Below are 16,467 nucleotides of genomic sequence, written 5' to 3'. Positions count from 1 at the left end.
AGGGCACGTCCGGGAAAAGAAAAATAGCGTAGAGCTGAGGAGAGATGAGAAAATGAATACGAAGAATTTAGTTTTAATGGCGTTGCTGGTCAGTGTGGGAGCTGCACTTTATGTGGTGATTCCCGGATTTAGCGGCGGGATGAAGCCAGACTTTATGTTAACGATGATGTTTATTGGAATCCTGCTTTTCCCTAATGTGAAGTCCGTGTTTTTACTGGCGGTTACCACAGGAGTTTTATCCGGATTGTTTTCAACTTTTCCAGGCGGGTTTTTACCGAACATCATTGATAAATTCATTACCGCATTCGTCTTTTTAGCCTTGGTCCTTATTATGAAAAAATTCGTTACCAAACTTCCAGTTGCCATTTTCTTATGCGGGCTCGGCACGGTATTGTCCGGTTCGATTTTCCTGTCAGCGGCGATTTTTGTCATCGGGGCGGAAATTCCTTTCGGCGCTTTGTTCCTGACCGTGGTATTGCCGGCAATCGTTTTGAACGCCGTTGCGTTTGCAATCATTTATCCAATCGTCATCAAACTTGTTAAACGCTCGAAATTTGAAACAGCCGTGACACGAACCGTATAAAATAGAAGCTTTTCGGCAGTAATATTGCCGAAAAGCTTTTTTTCATTGAATCCCCATTCATCTTTATGTTTTAATTAAGTGAAATAAAGGAAAAGAACGTTATAGGACGAAAGGGGCGTTTGGCTAATGAAAGCATCAACATTTTTTATAGGACTTGCTACTGGGCTTGCGGCAGGAGCTGCAGCTACATTGTTTTCAACTCCTCAATCCGGGAAAGAGCTTAGAAGCTCAGTGAAAACGGCATCCACGGATTGGAAAGAGAAATTATCAGATGTAAAAGAAAAAGTGAATGGATTGAAAGAATCTGTTGCGAAGCTATCAGATGAAGCGAAAACCGCCGTTCCAGAGGCGACTGATGGATTAAAAGCGTCTATGCAGGAATGGCAGGAAAGCACCGCTCCAGCAAAAGAGCATCTTCAACTTGAAATTTTGGCGATCCAAAATGCAATTGAAGCCCTGCAGAATTCCATCAGCAAAGATAAAAGTGACAAAAAAGATAGAAAAGATGATCGTGATAACGGATAAGCTGCCTTGTGCAGCTTTTTTGTTTTTTTCCAGGCCTGCCGCAGCTTATTTCACTTCACATCGTTAGTTAAATTCAAACATTGTTGGTTTAATTATTATATTTTTAAATTTTTTTATTATTCACACTTCAATAAGGTTTGCTTTATTGCTATAATAAAGAAAAACATTTTGGGGGAAAGTTGGTGCTTTAATGAGCGATCGAAATTATACCTATAAAGAAGCCATGTTGTTTAGCCAGCGCATCGGCCAGCTGTCAAAAGCATTATGGAAAGCTGTCGAAAAAGATTGGCAGTTGTGGATAAAACCTTATGATTTAAATATTAATGAACATCATATTCTATGGATTTCCTATCATTTAAAAGGTGCTTCCATTTCCGATGTGGCAAAATTCGGAGTGATGCATGTGTCTACTGCGTTTAATTTTTCTAAAAAGCTGGAGGAACGTGAATTATTGGCTTTTTCGAAACGGGATACAGACAAACGCAATACATATGTAGAGTTGACTCCCAAAGGAGAAGCCTTAATGCAGGAAATGATTGAGAAGTATCATGATACCCCTCATGCCGTCATTGATGGCTCCATGCCTATAAGAGATTTATACGGCAAGTTCCCAGAATTCATGGATGTCATGGCTGTCATCCGCAACATCTACGGAGATGATTTCATGGAAATCTTTGAAGCGTCATTCAAAAATATTGAATCGAAGTTCAATGAGGAAAATCACATTATCGAAGCGGTTGAGAAATGATGAAAACGCTCTATAAAATTTAATGTTAATCTTTATTGCATTTCCTGCCAATTCGTTGTATTGTATGTAACGAATCAAAAGAGAAATTCACTTTTAGGAGATGCAAAATATGCACTGCTGGAAAACCATTAACGTAAAAAAACAATACGGGCTCGATCGTTTATATATGATGTCTGCGTTGATCGCATTGGGAGTTTTTATGAGCTTCTATGTGGTGCTGAACATCCTTTATTCCGATCCTTTGTCCGATCAAAATTTCCTATTATTCCTTGGTGCCATTCTTGCAATATATCCGTTGCATAAAGTATGCCATTTCCTGCCGCTCATCGGCTGCCGCAAATGCATAAAATTGATTGTAAAAAAACAGCTTAAAGTATTCCCGATGATTTCATTGCACATCAATGAACCTGTATCAAAAATGCGCTTTATCCTGACTCTCGCTTCCCCTTTCCTGCTCATCAATACGTCAATTGTCGTAATGAGTTTGCTGATGCCTGTCTACAGCCATTACTTTGCGATGCTGCTTGCCTATCACTGCGGGCTATGTTTGACTGATGTAGTTTATATGCGGAACTTGGCACATTCACCTAAAGATGCGTTAATCGAAGAAACCGATTCAGGTTTTGAAATTCTTGTTCCTGAACCGGTAGCCTAATCCTGTTTTTTCTTCCCGTCTTTGTTATACTAGAACCTAAAGTCAGAGGGGAGGAAACTCATGATTATCGCATTTGTAGTAATGTTCTCTGTGTTTTACTTGTTCCAGATCAATCGAATGACATTGGCACTTGTAACTTCACGGGAAATTCCTGAAGAAAACCACCAGAAAATTTTTCGTACAATCAATATATTGATTACCATTTTATTGGTATCGTTGTACGTTGGCGTAGAATTTACTCCTTAAGTTCATTTGCCTCGGGCATTTGAACTTTTTTTATCCCATTTTAATGGTCATTAGCGGTGAATCCCTTCTATTGGCTGCGTACTCTCTTCAAAAAGAAACTTTTTGATTTTTTAAACGTTTATGTTATAGTAACAACTGGATTTAGTTAGAAAGTTGGGAGCGAAAAAAATGAAAAAATCAATACTTACCTTGTCTTTGGCCGCGTCAGTTCTTGCGTTGGCTGCATGCAGCGACAGTGGATCAGGCGATGAAGTTATCGTAGAATCAAAAGTCGGGGATATTACACACGAAGATTTATATGAAGAAATGAAAACTTCTGTCGGAGATCAGGCACTTCAAATCTTAATGATTGAAAAAGTGCTTGCCGATAAATATGAAGTAACAGAAGAAGAAATTGATGCTGAATTCAAAAGCAATAAAGAGCAAATGGGTGAAAGCTTTGAACAATTCCTAGCACAAAACAATCAAACCGAGGAAAGCTATAAAAAAGTGATCCGGTTGAATTTATTGCAGGAAAAAGCTTTGACAGATGGCGTTGAAGTAACGGATGAAGAAATCCAAGCGCAGTATGACCGCCAAGGCACTGAATTGAATGCCCGCCATATTCTAGTGGCAGATGAAGAAACAGCGAACAAAGTGAAAAAAGAATTGGATGCTGGTGGAGATTTTGCAGCCCTTGCTGAAGAGCACTCAACTGATACAGGTTCGGCAGCAAACGGCGGCAGCCTTGACTGGTTCGGTACAGGCGCAATGGTGCCTGAGTTCGAAGAAGCCGCATACGCATTAGAAGTGGATGAAATCAGTGAACCGGTTCAATCACAGCATGGCTTCCATATTATCCAGGTAACTGAAAAACGCGAAGTTAAAGATCAGCCGAAATTGGAAGACCAGAAAGAGCAAATTCGTTCAGATCTGGCTATTGCAAAAGCAGATCAAACGACTTTAGTTCCTAAAATCGCTGAAATGATGAAAGAAGCGGATGTCGAGATCAAGGATGAAGATTTAAAAGGCGCCCTTGACGAAATCATCAACGCTGAAGCTGCACCAGCTCAATAAGCAATGGAAACCCCCTCGTTCTTTGGAACGTGGGGGTTTTTTAGGTTTTTGAGAAACTCTCGAAAGCCCTGTTCATTTCGCTCCAGTTGGACGCTTTCCGCGGGCACGACTTCATCCGCTTTCCTTTCTCCTGCGATTACTCGTCGCAAAAATTTAGCCTCGCCGGCTTCGGCCAATGTCTTGCCCGCAGAGCAGCTTAACGACGAGACAGCTAAAACCCTTCAACGCCCTTTCATGTTTCGAAGCTGACACAGAGAAACAATCGTCTTTGCGCTACTCCAAGCGGCTGCAGTGGTTGGGTTGCTTCAAGCAATATAAAAAAGACCATAGACAGCTCGAATCTTTCGAGTTTGTCTACAGTCTGGAACTCCCGTTCTTTGGAGCGGGAGTTTTTCTATTCAATAGTAGGTTTATAAAATGACCGGTTATCCAACGGGAATAAGCGCTCCGTGAATTCGCCCGGCTTGGCTTTATCCAGTGCCCGATCGAGCATCATCATCTTCGCATCGATATTGTCTATATAATGGAGGATTTCCGCTTCTTTGATCATCGGCTTTTTCGGGCTTCCCCACTCTTCTTTTCCGTGGTGGGACAAAACCATATGCTGAAGCAAAAGCACTTCTTCTCCATCTATATCCAGCTCTTCTGCCGTTTTAGAGATTTCCGTGACCATAATAGAGATATGGCCAAGCAAGTTCCCTTCAAGTGTGTAAGTCGTGGCAATAGGACCTGACAATTCGAATACTTTTCCGACATCATGAAGGATGATGCCTGAATACAGCAAGTCCTTATTTAATGACGGGTAAATCTCGTATAGCGCTTTGCCGATTTTCAACATAGATACTACATGGTCAGCGAGCCCAGAGACATAATCGTGATGGTTTCTGGTTGCTGCCGGGAACGTCAAGAATTGCTGCTGGTACTTTTTCAAAATATGGCGGGTGATCCGCTGAATATGCGGGTTTTCCATTTGAAATAAATACTGCATAATTTCTTCAAACAACTGGTCTGTCGTTTTATCTGAAGAAGGAAGCAAATCGGCAATCGATTGATTTTCTTCCGGTTTAGCTGGGCGGATGCTTTTGATGCGCAATTGGTTCTTCCCGCGGTAGTTATGGATTTCTCCTCCTACCCTGACAATTGTTTCAGCGGCGAATAATTTTTCATGTTCGTCTTTGGTGTCCCATAATTTCGCTTCGATATCTCCGCTCTTATCTTGAAGGACAAGTGACATAAACGGATTACCGGTTGTCGTGACGCCTTTTACTGACTGCTTAATCAGCAAAAATTCATCAACCGTTTCTCCGACTGCACGCTGGGTGATTCCTTTTATCATATTTGAACACTCCTCTCGATAGTAGCCACGTCAATTACTGAAGCATTCGGCCAAGTTTCCGGCATTGCTTCATGACAAGTAAAATAGATGAATTGATGGTTCGCTTGCAGCTCTGTTATTAAGTTTATCATTTGCTGCAGCCGGCTGCGATCAAAATGAACAAAGGCGTCATCCATGATCAACGGAAAAGGATGGCTTGACTGCATGGATACGGCCAATGACAACCGCAGCGATATATATGCCTGCTCTTTTGTCGCTTGACTCAGTTCAGCAATGTGAAAACGCATGCCATCACTGCGGACCGCTTCAAAAAATCCTTGCGGGTTCATTTCCAGTCCGTTATAGGCGCCTGAAGTCAGCTTCTTGAAATAGGATTGTGCTGAAGTTATCACCGCCGGCAATTTCTTTTCTTTCAGCTCTTCCATCGTTTGTTTAATTGCAGCGATGATTGCTTTATCGATGGACCAGCGTCTTGCAAGTTCAGCCAATTCTTCTTTTTTCTCTTCAAACTGCTGCAGTTTATCTTCGTACGCTTCATCTTCTAAAAGTGATTTCGTCGTTTGCCGTTTTTCTGCTTGTTCTGCCAGCAGCACATTGCGCTCTTCTTTTAACTTCTGCAAAGCGGCTTCACTCTCCGCCACATGGCTTTCTGCGTTTGTATGATCCAAACCATCCGGGACCACAAAATCGCCAAAGGCTTTAAGCTGAGACTCGATCGGTGCCAGTTCTCTTTCCAACTCCGCTTTTCTCTCCCACTCATCACAGAAACGATAAAATTCTTCTACTGTTTGCGTACCGGCTTCTGTTAATAAATGCTGCTGTTCTTTTTGGATTTGCTCTGATAAAGCAGACAATTGCTCTAGGTTTTCCTGTAATTCCGCATTCTTTTCCTGCTCTTTAATATGTTCTTCAAGTTTCTGCTTGCGAAGATTCAATTCTGACCGTAAAACAGCATACAGATTCTCCGCAGTCAGTGGCTTGCCATATATTTCTGAAGCTTGCTCCAGCCACGCCTGAAGCTGCTGTGAAAGCGCGGCACCCTCTTCGTTTATCCGCTGCGCTCTTGAGTGAAATGCATGGGCTTGACGCAGATTTTCAAACAAACTTAACACCGTGTTTCGGTTAGTACCCGGATTGAGGCCGAGTTGCTGAAGAAAAGTACCATACGCTTCTTTTGCCGTCTGAGTTGCTGCTTCTCTATATAAATCCGTAACTCTTCTTTTAGCTGTATCCACATTTTCAAGCAAATTGTCCAGTTTGCGGTCAAATCGATCCAATTTTTGCATCAATGCTTCAAGCTCGGCTTCTTTTCCAAAGTAGCGCTCCAATAATTTCGTGTATTCTTTTGACAGGCTGTCGGGTTTTTTGTTCGTTAAACGGAACCAGATTCCCCCTGCAGCTGCCAGTATGCCAAGAGCCGCCATTAGAACGTTCGTCTGCACAAGGCCTGCAGTGATCCCAAGGATTCCAAGAGCCATAAGCAAATAGAACAAAGTCGGCGAATTGCCTGATTGCTGCAGTTGTTGGGCCGCTTTAGCCTGGGCAAGTTTTGGCTGGGCAGCCATCCACTCTTCTGCCAGCTCGCGTTCTTCTTCTGTTGGTTCTGCACTTAAGAAATACTTTAGCTCTTTTTCTGCTTCAGCCAATTTGTTCTTCTCTTCTGTCAATTTTCTGTCCCGATAACGCTTTTCTTCTTCTTCTAAATCCGCTTTTTTAATATGCTCGAGAAGCAGTTCTTCTTGGCTTAAAGAAACATCCGCCTGAAGGGCATCTTCCTCAGTCATCCCGATTAAAGCAAGAATTCTTTGCTGTTCATCAACCAATTTTAAGGCTTCTTCTTTTTTCTGGCGCAACACTGAGCGCAGCTGAAGCCATTCTGATTCTCTGGCAAGCATTTGCTCGAGCTCTTCCGTATCCGCTGGACCTTCAGCCTGTCCCGCCATCCCTGTCATTTCTTTTTCTGTGTAGTCCACTTTAGCCTTCACTTCTGACAGTCGATCTGACAAACGATCCATCCGCCGTCTGCCATCTGACGGAAAATCGAAAATGGCTATTTCATTGATCTTTCTTTCCAGACTGTCTTTTTTGTCCATCAGCGGTGCCGCTTGCTGCCATTTTTCCAGTGATTTCAATTGCCCGCTGAGCTTCTTCTCCACATCATTCATTTCATGCAAGCGCTGTTCAATGGCTTGGAGCCGGCTTAAGTACGGTCCGTATAATTCTGTGCGGGACCTGTATTCTTTTAGCTCGCTTTCAATTTTCTTCAATTCTTCGATAATCTGATTGATCTCCGGATTGCGCCCTGACTTTTTAAAAACCGCTGCCATTTCTTTTTCTAAACGGCTTTCCAGTTTTGTAATAGCGTCCACACCCGTTGTCCCGGAAGCGAGCAAAGTCCGGCTCAGCTCATTTTCTGTCATGCGTTCAAGCCCTTGCAGCTCATGGATGGAAAATGAAAAAATGGATTCAAATGAAGCTCTGTCATAATCACGCAGAATCATTTTCAATTCCGCATCTGTTCCGCGGGTGCCATCTTCAAAATAAACGGTCACATCCCCGGCTGATTTGCCTTTTACCCGCTCTATAATCACCCGTCCAAAAACATCATCATTGATATGTAGCTGACCGCCATACTTACCGCCCGACTTAGGCTCATAGCGCTGCATATTCTGATTGCGGGAAGGATAACCAAATAAGGTCTGGATGATAAACTGTTGGATTGTTGTTTTCCCTGCTTCGTTTGCTCCATAAAAAATGGACATTTCGGGGTCAACTGTGATTGTCCGGTCCTGGTGCTTGCCGAATCCGTAGATGACTAATTTCTCGATTTTCATCTGCTCACTCCTCCATATGCATGCCAAGACGAATTTTTTGTGCTGCTGCTGCCCGAATTTCAGCCGTTGCTGAAGAATTTAACGGTTCTAAAAAACGGCTGCCTTTGGGATGCCGGTATAAATCTTTCAGCACATCTTTCCAGTCATGCAGCTGCCAGCTTTCCATTGCCTGCATAATTTCTTCGCCAAGCGGTGTCAGTTCAGCATCTGCAAGCGTGTCATCAAAAGAAACGGCTTGCGCCCAAACAAATTCATCCAGCAATCCGAAAGATTCACGGATCGTGTCCATCAGTTCTTCTCCAGACGTTTCCTTTAACATTTCTGTTGCTTCCTGGTCCATATTGCTGAATTTCAATTCAACTATGCCAGGGCCAAAACGTTCGGCAAACTTTCGGGCTTCTGAAACACAGGCCTCAAGCAATTCGTTCATATGCATCAAATCGCTGCAATCGATATTGATCGTATCAAACTGAATGACAGAGGATGGAATAAAGGACAGCTGGGAAGTTCCACCTGAAATACGTACATCATAAAACCCTTTTTTGCCGTTTTCGTTCTGGTGCCGGCCTTGCAGGTTGCCCGGATAAACGATTGGCGGATCCATATGCAATTCCTGCCGGACATGAATATGGCCGAGCGCCCAATAATCATAATTCTTGCTGAGCAATTGCTGTTTTGCAAACGGAGCATACACTGCATGGGAAGTTTCTCCTTCCATGCTGCCATGGAGCATGCCAATATATACCGCTTCCTTTTCTTCAGCAGGCGGATAATAATCGATCATCGGCTCTTTTACATGGCGTTGCCCATAGCTGAATCCGGTAATGACTACATCTCCATTTCGGGTTGCCAAGTGGAATTGGGACACGGACTCGCCAAAAACATGCACATTTTCCGGCAGTTCAAAACGCGTCCATTTGCCGCTCAAATGATCATGGTTGCCATGGCTTAGCACTACTGGGATATCAGCATCAAAAAGTCGTTGCATCCCTTGCTGAAAGCGGTGCTGCGACCGGATGCTGCGATCTTCCCCGTCATAAATATCACCGGCAATCAACAAAAAATCCGGCTGCTCTTCTACCGCATAATCGATCAGCCGGTCAAACGCATCCAATGTACTGTCTTTCAGCTTTTTCCACTGATCTTTCTGCAAACCTCTCATGCCGGAAAATGGACTGCCTAAATGCAGATCTGCCGTATGAAAAAATCGTATCTCCCGCATAATTAAACTCCTTCGAAAACCGAATATTTGTTCTTATTTTAACATGATAATGAACGAAAAAAAACTGTTTGCAGAAAACTTCCTGCAAACAGTAAAGGCGGTTATTTATTTTCACCCAAACGAATCGCTTTGCGGATATCTTTCAATGATTGCGAAGAGCCGTACATCAACACGCCACCGCGGTAAACCCTCGCTCCGAACCACCCCAAAATGCCGATTGTCACGAGCATGATGGCGATTGACAGAAGTGGTTCCCATAGCGGAATATCCAGCATTCCGACGCGCAAGAACATCACGAGAGGCGCAAAAAATGGAATATAAGAGGATATCGTGACAAACTTCGCTTCCGGAACGGAAATTCCTGAAAAGGCGATAAATGAAGCGATTATGATTAAAAACATCATTGGCAGCATTAATTGCTGGACATCTTCGGTCCGGCTGACCAGTGAACCGAGCAATGCCGCAAGAACAGCGTATAGGAAGTAGCCCAGCAAGAAAAATAGGACTGCAAATAAAAAAGTGCTGATTTTCACATCTGAAAAACCAAAAACACTGAATGCACCTTCTGAAAGATTAGTGCCAGCCGTTTTAATAGCAGTAAAACCGGCCAATCCAAATACCAGCATCTGCAAAATTCCAAGCGTCCCGATTCCAGCAATTTTGGCAAACATATGCTTGACCGGTGAAACGCTGGATATCAAAATCTCCATCACACGCGAAGACTTTTCGGTGGCCACTTCCATCGCAATCATATTCGGATAGTAAATGACCGCTACGTAAATAATCATGATCAATATATACACGAGCCCTCTGGCCTGGCTCAATTCTTCTTGTGATTTGGAGGATTCTGAAATAGCTTCTCGCTCAAATGATGCCGGCAGAAACAATTGACTGACTTCGTTGTTATCGAGACCCATGGTTTCAGCTGTCACGGCTGTTTGAAGAGACTGTACGGCTTGTTCAATGTCTGCGCCGCTGCCCATTTCATTCGCAGATTCCGACACATAGCGGGCTGATAACTGGCCTTCTTGTTCTAATACTAAATATGACTCAATAGTTCTTTCGCTGATCCCTTCTTTTAATTGCTGTTCCGTCAAATCGGTTGGCATGGCTTGCGTGTCACTATTGGACATCGTAAGCTGTTGCTGCAGGGCCGGCACGAGTTCACCAGAATTATCAATCACATGAAGGACATTTGCCTCTTCATCATTGCCTTGAAAGGCTTCAATGATATTTGATAAATTTGCGAGCAGAAAAAAAGCAGCGCATACGATAACAGTTGTAATAATGAAGGATTTGGTTTTCGCCTTTGTCAGAAAAGCCTGTTTAAAAATAATCCAAAAACTATGCATAAGCTTTTCCCACCTTCGCGATAAATATTTCCTCTAAAGATGGCTCTTCAATGGCAAAATGGCGAAGTGCTCCGAGCTTCATCGCTTCTTCTAAAAGATGCTGGGCTGTGGCTTCATCCGTTATCTGGAATAAAGCTCCGTCATGGGTTTTAGTGAAGTTTTCCACACCCCTTATGCCGCTTAACCCAGAAAGGTCCTGATCCATTTTAATCCGGACATTCTGTTTGCCAAACGATCGCTTCACTTGGCGAATAGAGCCACCAACAACAATTTTCCCCCTGTCCAAAATGCTCATGTCATCACATAATTCTTCCACATGGTCCATGCGATGACTGGAAAAAACGATGGTCGCACCTTGTTTCTGAAAATCCAAAATCGCGCTTTTCAGCATTTCCACATTTACAGGGTCAAGTCCGGAAAAAGGTTCATCCAATATCAGCAAAGATGGTTTATGCAATAAAGAAGCGATCAGCTGAATTTTCTGCTGGTTCCCTTTTGATAACTCCTCCACTTTTTTGGACGCATAATGCGGAACCTCAAAACGCTCCAGCCATTTATGGACTTCCCGTTTTGCTTCTGCGCTTGGCATATTGCGCAATTGAGCCAAATAAACCAACTGGTCCTCCACCTTCATTTTCGGGTACAGTCCCCGTTCTTCCGGCAAATAGCCAATTTCCGGGCTTTCAGCATATGTAATAGGTTTCCCATTCCAGTGGATCGTTCCCTCCGTCGGTTTCAAGAGTCCAAGAATCATCCGGAAAGTAGTGGTTTTTCCGGCCCCATTGGCACCCAAGAATCCGTGCATCTGTCCTTGCTCAACCGATAAAGACAGATCATCGACCGCAGTAAAATCACCGAATTTTTTTGTCGCATGTTCCACTATCAAAGCCATGTTTATTCCTCCTTTCACTAGTTATTATACGAAACAACTGTCAAAATGTTTCAAAAGTGGAGGACTTTTTAAAGGAAACCCGATATACTTAAACTGAATAAGCATTCAGAAGGAGTTGTGCTTCATGAGAACCTATAAACTGACCGCATACGAGCAAACCGGCAAGTTAATAATAGAAGAAACATTCACAGCTGAAAACGACGAACAGGCAAAAGACAAAGGGCAAGCTATCCTGGAAGAAAAAGATTTCGTCAACCAGACCCACCGCCTCGCTTCACCTGCAGGTAAACTCTTGTTGTTTCATTCATAAGAAAAAAAGCATGGCAAAGCGCCATGCTTTTTCTCATTTCCCTTGAAATTCTGGTTTGCGCTTTTCTACAAAAGCCTGTATGCCTTCGAGATGGTCGGCGCTTTTACGCATCTCGGATTGTGCCGCCGCTTCCATTTCCAGCACCTGCTCCAATTCTCCGACTTTCAATTGATGCAGGATGTGCTTAGAAGCAAGCCGCGCTCTAACAGGGGATTGCAGCACTTGTTCCGCATAGTTTTCAGCGTGCTCTAGTGCCAAGCCTTCAGCAGTCACTTCATCAATCAATCCTTTTGCCAGTGAGTCATGTGCTTTCAAAATCTGACCAGACCAAATCAGCTGTTTTGCTTTCGGCACACCTATGCGCTCTTTCATAAAGAAATGGCCGCCTCCATCAGGCACGAGGCCAATGCCGATAAAATTCATCGCCAATTTGCTGTTTTCCTCAGCAATGATGTAATCGCAGGCAAGCGCCATGCTGAAACCGAGACCTGCAGAAGCGCCGTGGATCGCTGCCACTGTGATTTGCGGCAAGGTATAAAGTGATTTGGCCAGCCGCGTCACTTCTTTCATGACCACATCAATATCCATCGGATGTTCAGGATCCATCATTTCTTTGATGTCCCCGCCTGCTGAAAACGCTCTTCCGTCCCCGTGGATAATCAGTACTTGCAGCGTGCTTTCCGCCAATAGCGATTCAAAGCATTCCGCCAGTTCCGCCATCATTTTTCCATTCATCGCGTTCATCGATTGAGGCCGGTTCAGCTTTAAATAGCCAATGCGCCCTTGTTTTGTCAGTTCAATTGTTTTAAACATACAAAAAGACACCCTTTCGTAAAAATGAATTGTCATTCATCTTACGTATTCGGTGTCTTCTTGTTAAAATCCTTTATTTAACGGAAATTACATTGATTCGTATAGTGACTGAACCGGCTTGATCAAAACGCGGTTTACTTCATCGATAATTTGGCTTAATCCCATTTCGGCTTCAAGCATTGCCAAAATTTTCGGATCTGCCTGTGCTGCTTGAGCTGTCGCTTGAGCGCTGACCATTTCTTCTTCAGTAATTTCTTCGCCTTGCGCTTGCTTTTGCTGAAGCGTAATTTGCAGGTCACGGAAGTTTTTGAACAATTGGCTCGATTCGCTGTCTGCTGATACAGCTTCCACTGCTTGCTTCAATTTGCTGAATTCCTCTGTGCTGCGGAACGTGCTTTCAAGTTTGTTGATATCATCATAAATATTGACTGTCATCATCATTCTCCTCTACATTGTATTCATGGCTAAGCTAAAGAGTCCTTGGAATATCCCAATAAAGCCTCCTAGCAAAAAGCCGAGTGCAGTAATCATTTTTAATTCCCTTTGCGAAATTCCCAGAACCAATTCTTCCAGGCGGCTTAATGGCAAAGAATCTACCTGCTCTTTTACCATGCTTTGAATGTCTATCTTCTGCAAGGCATCTTCCAATTTCACTTCCCCTTGCTCGAAAACAAAATCCGTCAGAAGCGGGATAAAGTTTGCACTTGTCCATTCTAACCCTGTCGGCCAAGTCTCTGCAAGTGTTCGGTCCATGCGGCCTTCCACATTGGCAATCTCGTGCACATATTGTTTAACGGCATCAAGCGCCGGATCAAAATCAAATTCTTTCAGTAATTCATCCGCACGTCGGTCCTGAAGTTTTTCCCATTCTCCATAAGCCAAGGTAATTATTAACTCAAATGTTTTCGGCGAGTTAAGAAATTTGATGATTTCGGGCTGAATCCGGTCGACAATCGGTTTCGATTCGCCCAATAGGGAATGGAGCATATGCCCGAAACGGCCGCGTGATTCCAGAAATTCATCAAAAAATGTTTTCACCGTTTGGCGTCCTTCAATCGAAGCGAAATAATCCGATCCTTGGTCGATGCCATACTTCACCCCGTGAATCATTTTTTGTTCTGTTTCTTCTTTCCAGTTCTCCGGAAGCAGCTCTCCAATTGTCTTGCCTTCAATATAATCACGCAGTCCCATGGCTTGGCGGTCAACCAATTCGTCCAGTTTCAATCCAATCCGGACATCAATGTTTTTTTGGCCGGCAATCTCCAGCCAGTCATTTATGGTCCGTGGCGATTCGAAAACATAGGCTTTCAGTTGTTTATAAATCCACGCTTCCATTCTTTGACGCATGTCTTCATTAAAAAAGCGCTTTTTAAAGGTTTCCGGCGTCAGCAAATGCTGAACAATAGTGCGCCCTAATTGTGTCGAAAGTTCATCACGCCGCTTAGGGATCAAGCCAGGAGTGAATGGCAGCCGCCAGCTGCCGATATAAAGGGCCTTATAAGGGCGGAAAAGCATTTTGATGGCGATGAAATTTGTGACGCCTCCGATTAAGGCGCCAATGACGGCCATAAAAACAATTGTTATTATACTGTTCACTATCTTCACTCATTTCTTTTTCATCTTTGTCAATCACATAGAATCCGCTTATAATGGAGTTGAATGATAAGGAGGATTTGTATGCTGCAGCATTTTAAATTTAAACCAATGTTTGAAAATTCCCAGCTGCCAGGCTGGAACATATCCTTTTTTTATAAAAGTGAACGGATAACCGGGGAATACCATCCTGACGGCAGCATTGTCTGGCTGTCCAAACAACCTGCGGATGAAGAAAATGTAAAAAAAATGATACATGAGCTGATGCTCTTTCATGTATACGATTGAAACGCCGGAAAGTTCCGGCGTTTTTTTATTTACCGCTTTATTATTATATGTAAGGAAACAGGATTTTAACAGTATTTGCATTTAGCTTTGGAACAGGACGGCCTTTTTAAAAAGCTTCTTGTCTGTATACTCTTTCAATTCTAATAGGCGCCCTTTGAGTTGGCTGAAGTTTCCATGGTATATCCCCCTCTTTTCCTCTCTTCGATAAGGCCTTAAAAGAACATAGGAACTATCCAATCAATAAAAAGGGAATGCCCTTTACCCAACGTGCTGGGTATGGGACATTCCGGATTGAATTTGATACATCTGGTAATACTGGCCGCCAAGTTTCATCAACTCATCATGGGAGCCCGCTTCTGCGATTTCCCCGCGGTCGAGCACTAAAATGCGGTCTGCGTTTTTGATGGTCGACAGGCGATGGGCGATAATGAAAGTGGTACGCCCTTTTTTCAGCACTTCCATCGCGTGCTGAATAATTTCTTCCGTTTCAGTATCGATATTTGATGTCGCTTCATCCAAAATCAGAATAGCCGGGTCAAATGCCAAAGCCCGGGCAAAAGACACCAATTGGCGCTGTCCGGAAGATAAAGTACTGCCTTTTTCCACTACAGGCTCATCAATGCCGCCAGGTAAATGCTTCAGCACACGGTCTCCGCCAACGGCAGCAAGCGCATCCTCCACCATTTTGCGGGTAATCCGTTGATCGCCAAGCGAGATGTTCGACTCGATTGTGCCTGTAAACAGATACGGATCTTGCAATACGATGCCCATATGTTCACGGACCGACTGACGGGACATGCCCGCAATGTCTGTTCCATCGATGGTGATCCGTCCTTTTGTAGCATCATAAAAGCGGAACAGCAAGTTCATGATGGAACTTTTCCCCGAACCTGTATGGCCAACCAATGCGATTGTTTCGCCTTGTTTCGCTTCAAAAGAAATATCCTTTAAGACATACTCTTCTTTTTCATAAGCAAACCAAACATTTTCAAAACGGACATTTCCTCTGTAGCGAGCCACTTTTTCGTCATTTACCGGTTCGCCGCTTCGATCAAGCAAGCGGAAAACCCGCTCCGCTGCAACGAGGGCTTGTTCCAGCTTGGCAAACTGGTTGACAATGCCGCTTATCGGATTGAATAAGCGGATGATATAGTCTACAAAAGCATAAAGGACACCCACTGTTACAGCCGAATTTGCTGTAATGGCATTTGTTCCGAAATACCAGATAAACAACACAAAAACCAATGAACGCAGCACGCCGACCATGTTATAAGAAGCGGTTGCCTCCAAAATGAGCAGCTTCTGCTGGAATTTGTAATGTTTATTATTCATTTCTTCAAATTCTTCTTTCATCTGCTTTTCACGGCGGAACGCCTGAATAATCGTCATTCCTTGAATGGATTCATTGATCATGGCGTTCATATCACTCAACTTTTCGCGGACAACATGATTATATTTGGCCGCGAATTTCCGGTATATGAGCATCCAGCCGTAAAGAAGAGGAACCAGCACCAGCATCATCGCCGCCAATTGCCAGTTCAGATAAAACATCGCTACATAAATACCGGCCATATACATAAAGCTTGTGGCAAATTGCGACAGCACCGTAACGAACAATTCACGGATCGCTTCCGTATCGTTTGTAATGCGGGATACTACCTTTCCGGCAGGCAGGCTGTCGAAATAGCGGATTGGCAATGTCTGTACATGTTTATAGACATCATTGCGCATTTTTTGGATGATGCGGTTTGCCCCTTTCTGCAAGTATAAATACTCCAAAAAGCGGAATACTGCCGCTACCACTCCGAGTCCTAAGTAAATAGCCAATAAATACGCAATCGGCTCAAAGTTTAATGCGCCGCCGGCCGGTGCGATGTGGTTGTCGATGATTTCCTTGGCCACAAGCGGGGCAGCCAAATCAGCTGCTACTGTAATGGCTAAAAGCACCAATCCCCAGATCAACACCCCTTTAAACTGCATGGCGTATTGGAGTAATCGTTTTCCTGTCCCCATG

Annotated in this window: 17 protein-coding genes; 8 read left to right on the top strand and 9 right to left on the bottom strand. The window is 43.6% G+C overall.

Going from position 1 to position 16,467, the window contains the following annotated elements:
• Window positions 1-52 precede the first annotated feature (52 nt).
• The 6 genes from QWY16_RS05845 to QWY16_RS05820 all read left to right on the top strand — a co-directional run bounded on the left by QWY16_RS05845 (window position 53) and on the right by QWY16_RS05820 (window position 3,813).
• The gene (locus QWY16_RS05845) at window positions 53-583 is read left to right on the top strand and encodes a tryptophan transporter (RefSeq protein WP_300991997.1); all 531 of its coding nucleotides are present in this window, start codon (window positions 53-55) and stop codon (window positions 581-583) included.
• A gap of 126 nt (window positions 584-709) precedes the next feature.
• Complete coding sequence (locus QWY16_RS05840; protein ID WP_300991996.1) at window positions 710-1,108, top strand: YtxH domain-containing protein; 399 nt, start codon at window positions 710-712, stop codon at window positions 1,106-1,108.
• Window positions 1,109-1,298: 190 nt separating this feature from the next.
• Window positions 1,299-1,856, top strand: a complete 558-nt coding sequence (locus QWY16_RS05835; RefSeq protein ID WP_300991995.1) for an HTH-type transcriptional regulator Hpr — start codon at window positions 1,299-1,301, stop codon at window positions 1,854-1,856.
• Between the two features lie 109 nt (window positions 1,857-1,965).
• Entirely contained in the window at window positions 1,966-2,511 is a 546-nt protein-coding gene (locus QWY16_RS05830) for a DUF3267 domain-containing protein (protein ID WP_300991994.1), read from the top strand.
• 60 nt (window positions 2,512-2,571) lie between these two features.
• Window positions 2,572-2,757: a hypothetical protein gene (locus tag QWY16_RS05825; protein WP_300991993.1), complete on the top strand. Its 186-nt coding sequence runs from the start codon at window positions 2,572-2,574 to the stop codon at window positions 2,755-2,757.
• 168 nt (window positions 2,758-2,925) lie between these two features.
• A complete protein-coding gene (locus QWY16_RS05820; RefSeq protein ID WP_300991992.1) occupies window positions 2,926-3,813 on the top strand; it encodes a peptidylprolyl isomerase in 888 nt (295 codons plus the stop codon).
• A 394-nt stretch (window positions 3,814-4,207) separates the two neighbouring features.
• Here QWY16_RS05820 and yhaM read toward each other — a convergent pair whose 3' ends face one another.
• The 5 genes from yhaM to QWY16_RS05795 all read right to left on the bottom strand — a co-directional run bounded on the left by yhaM (window position 4,208) and on the right by QWY16_RS05795 (window position 11,449).
• On the bottom strand, window positions 4,208-5,146 hold the full coding sequence (gene yhaM / locus QWY16_RS05815; protein WP_300993315.1) for a 3'-5' exoribonuclease YhaM: 939 nt from the start codon (window positions 5,144-5,146) through the stop codon (window positions 4,208-4,210).
• Window positions 5,146-7,983, bottom strand: coding sequence for an ATP-binding protein (locus tag QWY16_RS05810; protein ID WP_300991991.1), 2,838 nt, complete (start codon window positions 7,981-7,983; stop codon window positions 5,146-5,148). The genes yhaM and QWY16_RS05810 overlap by 1 nt, the downstream gene beginning before the upstream one ends.
• A 4-nt stretch (window positions 7,984-7,987) precedes the next feature.
• Window positions 7,988-9,205 (bottom strand): metallophosphoesterase family protein, encoded by a 1,218-nt coding sequence (locus tag QWY16_RS05805; protein ID WP_300991990.1) that lies wholly within the window; start codon window positions 9,203-9,205, stop codon window positions 7,988-7,990.
• A 101-nt stretch (window positions 9,206-9,306) separates the two neighbouring features.
• On the bottom strand, window positions 9,307-10,557 hold the full coding sequence (locus QWY16_RS05800; RefSeq protein WP_300991989.1) for an ABC transporter permease: 1,251 nt from the start codon (window positions 10,555-10,557) through the stop codon (window positions 9,307-9,309).
• Window positions 10,550-11,449 (bottom strand): ABC transporter ATP-binding protein, encoded by a 900-nt coding sequence (locus QWY16_RS05795; protein WP_300991987.1) that lies wholly within the window; start codon window positions 11,447-11,449, stop codon window positions 10,550-10,552. The genes QWY16_RS05800 and QWY16_RS05795 overlap by 8 nt, the downstream gene beginning before the upstream one ends.
• A 124-nt stretch (window positions 11,450-11,573) precedes the next feature.
• Between QWY16_RS05795 and QWY16_RS05790 the strand changes: the two genes are divergently transcribed.
• Complete coding sequence (locus QWY16_RS05790) at window positions 11,574-11,759, top strand: YhzD family protein (RefSeq protein WP_300991986.1); 186 nt, start codon at window positions 11,574-11,576, stop codon at window positions 11,757-11,759.
• 33 nt (window positions 11,760-11,792) lie between these two features.
• Here the strand turns inward: QWY16_RS05790 and QWY16_RS05785 are convergent, their stop codons facing one another.
• The 3 genes from QWY16_RS05785 to QWY16_RS05775 form a co-directional block, all read right to left on the bottom strand.
• The gene (locus QWY16_RS05785) at window positions 11,793-12,572 is read right to left on the bottom strand and encodes an enoyl-CoA hydratase (protein WP_300991985.1); all 780 of its coding nucleotides are present in this window, start codon (window positions 12,570-12,572) and stop codon (window positions 11,793-11,795) included.
• An 87-nt stretch (window positions 12,573-12,659) separates the two neighbouring features.
• Complete coding sequence (locus tag QWY16_RS05780) at window positions 12,660-13,007, bottom strand: YlbF family regulator (protein WP_300993313.1); 348 nt, start codon at window positions 13,005-13,007, stop codon at window positions 12,660-12,662.
• A 12-nt stretch (window positions 13,008-13,019) separates the two neighbouring features.
• Window positions 13,020-14,168: a DUF445 domain-containing protein gene (locus QWY16_RS05775; protein ID WP_300991984.1), complete on the bottom strand. Its 1,149-nt coding sequence runs from the start codon at window positions 14,166-14,168 to the stop codon at window positions 13,020-13,022.
• Window positions 14,169-14,249: 81 nt separating this feature from the next.
• Between QWY16_RS05775 and QWY16_RS05770 the strand changes: the two genes are divergently transcribed.
• On the top strand, window positions 14,250-14,453 hold the full coding sequence (locus QWY16_RS05770; protein WP_300991982.1) for a YheE family protein: 204 nt from the start codon (window positions 14,250-14,252) through the stop codon (window positions 14,451-14,453).
• A gap of 258 nt (window positions 14,454-14,711) precedes the next feature.
• Here QWY16_RS05770 and QWY16_RS05765 read toward each other — a convergent pair whose 3' ends face one another.
• The gene (locus QWY16_RS05765) at window positions 14,712-16,466 is read right to left on the bottom strand and encodes an ABC transporter ATP-binding protein (RefSeq protein ID WP_300991981.1); all 1,755 of its coding nucleotides are present in this window, start codon (window positions 16,464-16,466) and stop codon (window positions 14,712-14,714) included.
• Between the last annotated feature and the right edge of the window lies 1 nt (window position 16,467).

Origin of the sequence: Planococcus shenhongbingii, assembly GCF_030413635.1 — a bacterium.
Classification (GTDB): Bacteria; Bacillota; Bacilli; order Bacillales_A; family Planococcaceae; genus Planococcus; species Planococcus shenhongbingii.
This window is presented reverse-complemented; position numbering and strand designations above follow the sequence as displayed.

Bases quoted from the DNA above. Each gene is read 5' to 3' on its own strand.
- QWY16_RS05845 (WP_300991997.1), top strand. From the start codon at position 53: ATGAATACGAAGAATTTAGTTTTAATGGCGTTGCTGGTCAGTGTGGGA.
- QWY16_RS05840 (WP_300991996.1), top strand. From the start codon at position 710: ATGAAAGCATCAACATTTTTTATAGGACTTGCTACTGGGCTTGCGGCA.
- QWY16_RS05835 (WP_300991995.1), top strand. From the start codon at position 1,299: ATGAGCGATCGAAATTATACCTATAAAGAAGCCATGTTGTTTAGCCAG.
- QWY16_RS05830 (WP_300991994.1), top strand. From the start codon at position 1,966: ATGCACTGCTGGAAAACCATTAACGTAAAAAAACAATACGGGCTCGAT.
- QWY16_RS05825 (WP_300991993.1), top strand. From the start codon at position 2,572: ATGATTATCGCATTTGTAGTAATGTTCTCTGTGTTTTACTTGTTCCAG.
- QWY16_RS05820 (WP_300991992.1), top strand. From the start codon at position 2,926: ATGAAAAAATCAATACTTACCTTGTCTTTGGCCGCGTCAGTTCTTGCG.
- QWY16_RS05810 (WP_300991991.1), bottom strand. From the start codon at position 7,983: ATGAAAATCGAGAAATTAGTCATCTACGGATTCGGCAAGCACCAGGAC.
- QWY16_RS05805 (WP_300991990.1), bottom strand. From the start codon at position 9,205: ATGCGGGAGATACGATTTTTTCATACGGCAGATCTGCATTTAGGCAGT.
- QWY16_RS05800 (WP_300991989.1), bottom strand. From the start codon at position 10,557: ATGCATAGTTTTTGGATTATTTTTAAACAGGCTTTTCTGACAAAGGCG.
- QWY16_RS05795 (WP_300991987.1), bottom strand. From the start codon at position 11,449: ATGGCTTTGATAGTGGAACATGCGACAAAAAAATTCGGTGATTTTACT.
- QWY16_RS05790 (WP_300991986.1), top strand. From the start codon at position 11,574: ATGAGAACCTATAAACTGACCGCATACGAGCAAACCGGCAAGTTAATA.
- QWY16_RS05785 (WP_300991985.1), bottom strand. From the start codon at position 12,572: ATGTTTAAAACAATTGAACTGACAAAACAAGGGCGCATTGGCTATTTA.
- QWY16_RS05780 (WP_300993313.1), bottom strand. From the start codon at position 13,007: ATGACAGTCAATATTTATGATGATATCAACAAACTTGAAAGCACGTTC.
- QWY16_RS05770 (WP_300991982.1), top strand. From the start codon at position 14,250: ATGCTGCAGCATTTTAAATTTAAACCAATGTTTGAAAATTCCCAGCTG.
- QWY16_RS05765 (WP_300991981.1), bottom strand. From the start codon at position 16,466: ATGGGGACAGGAAAACGATTACTCCAATACGCCATGCAGTTTAAAGGG.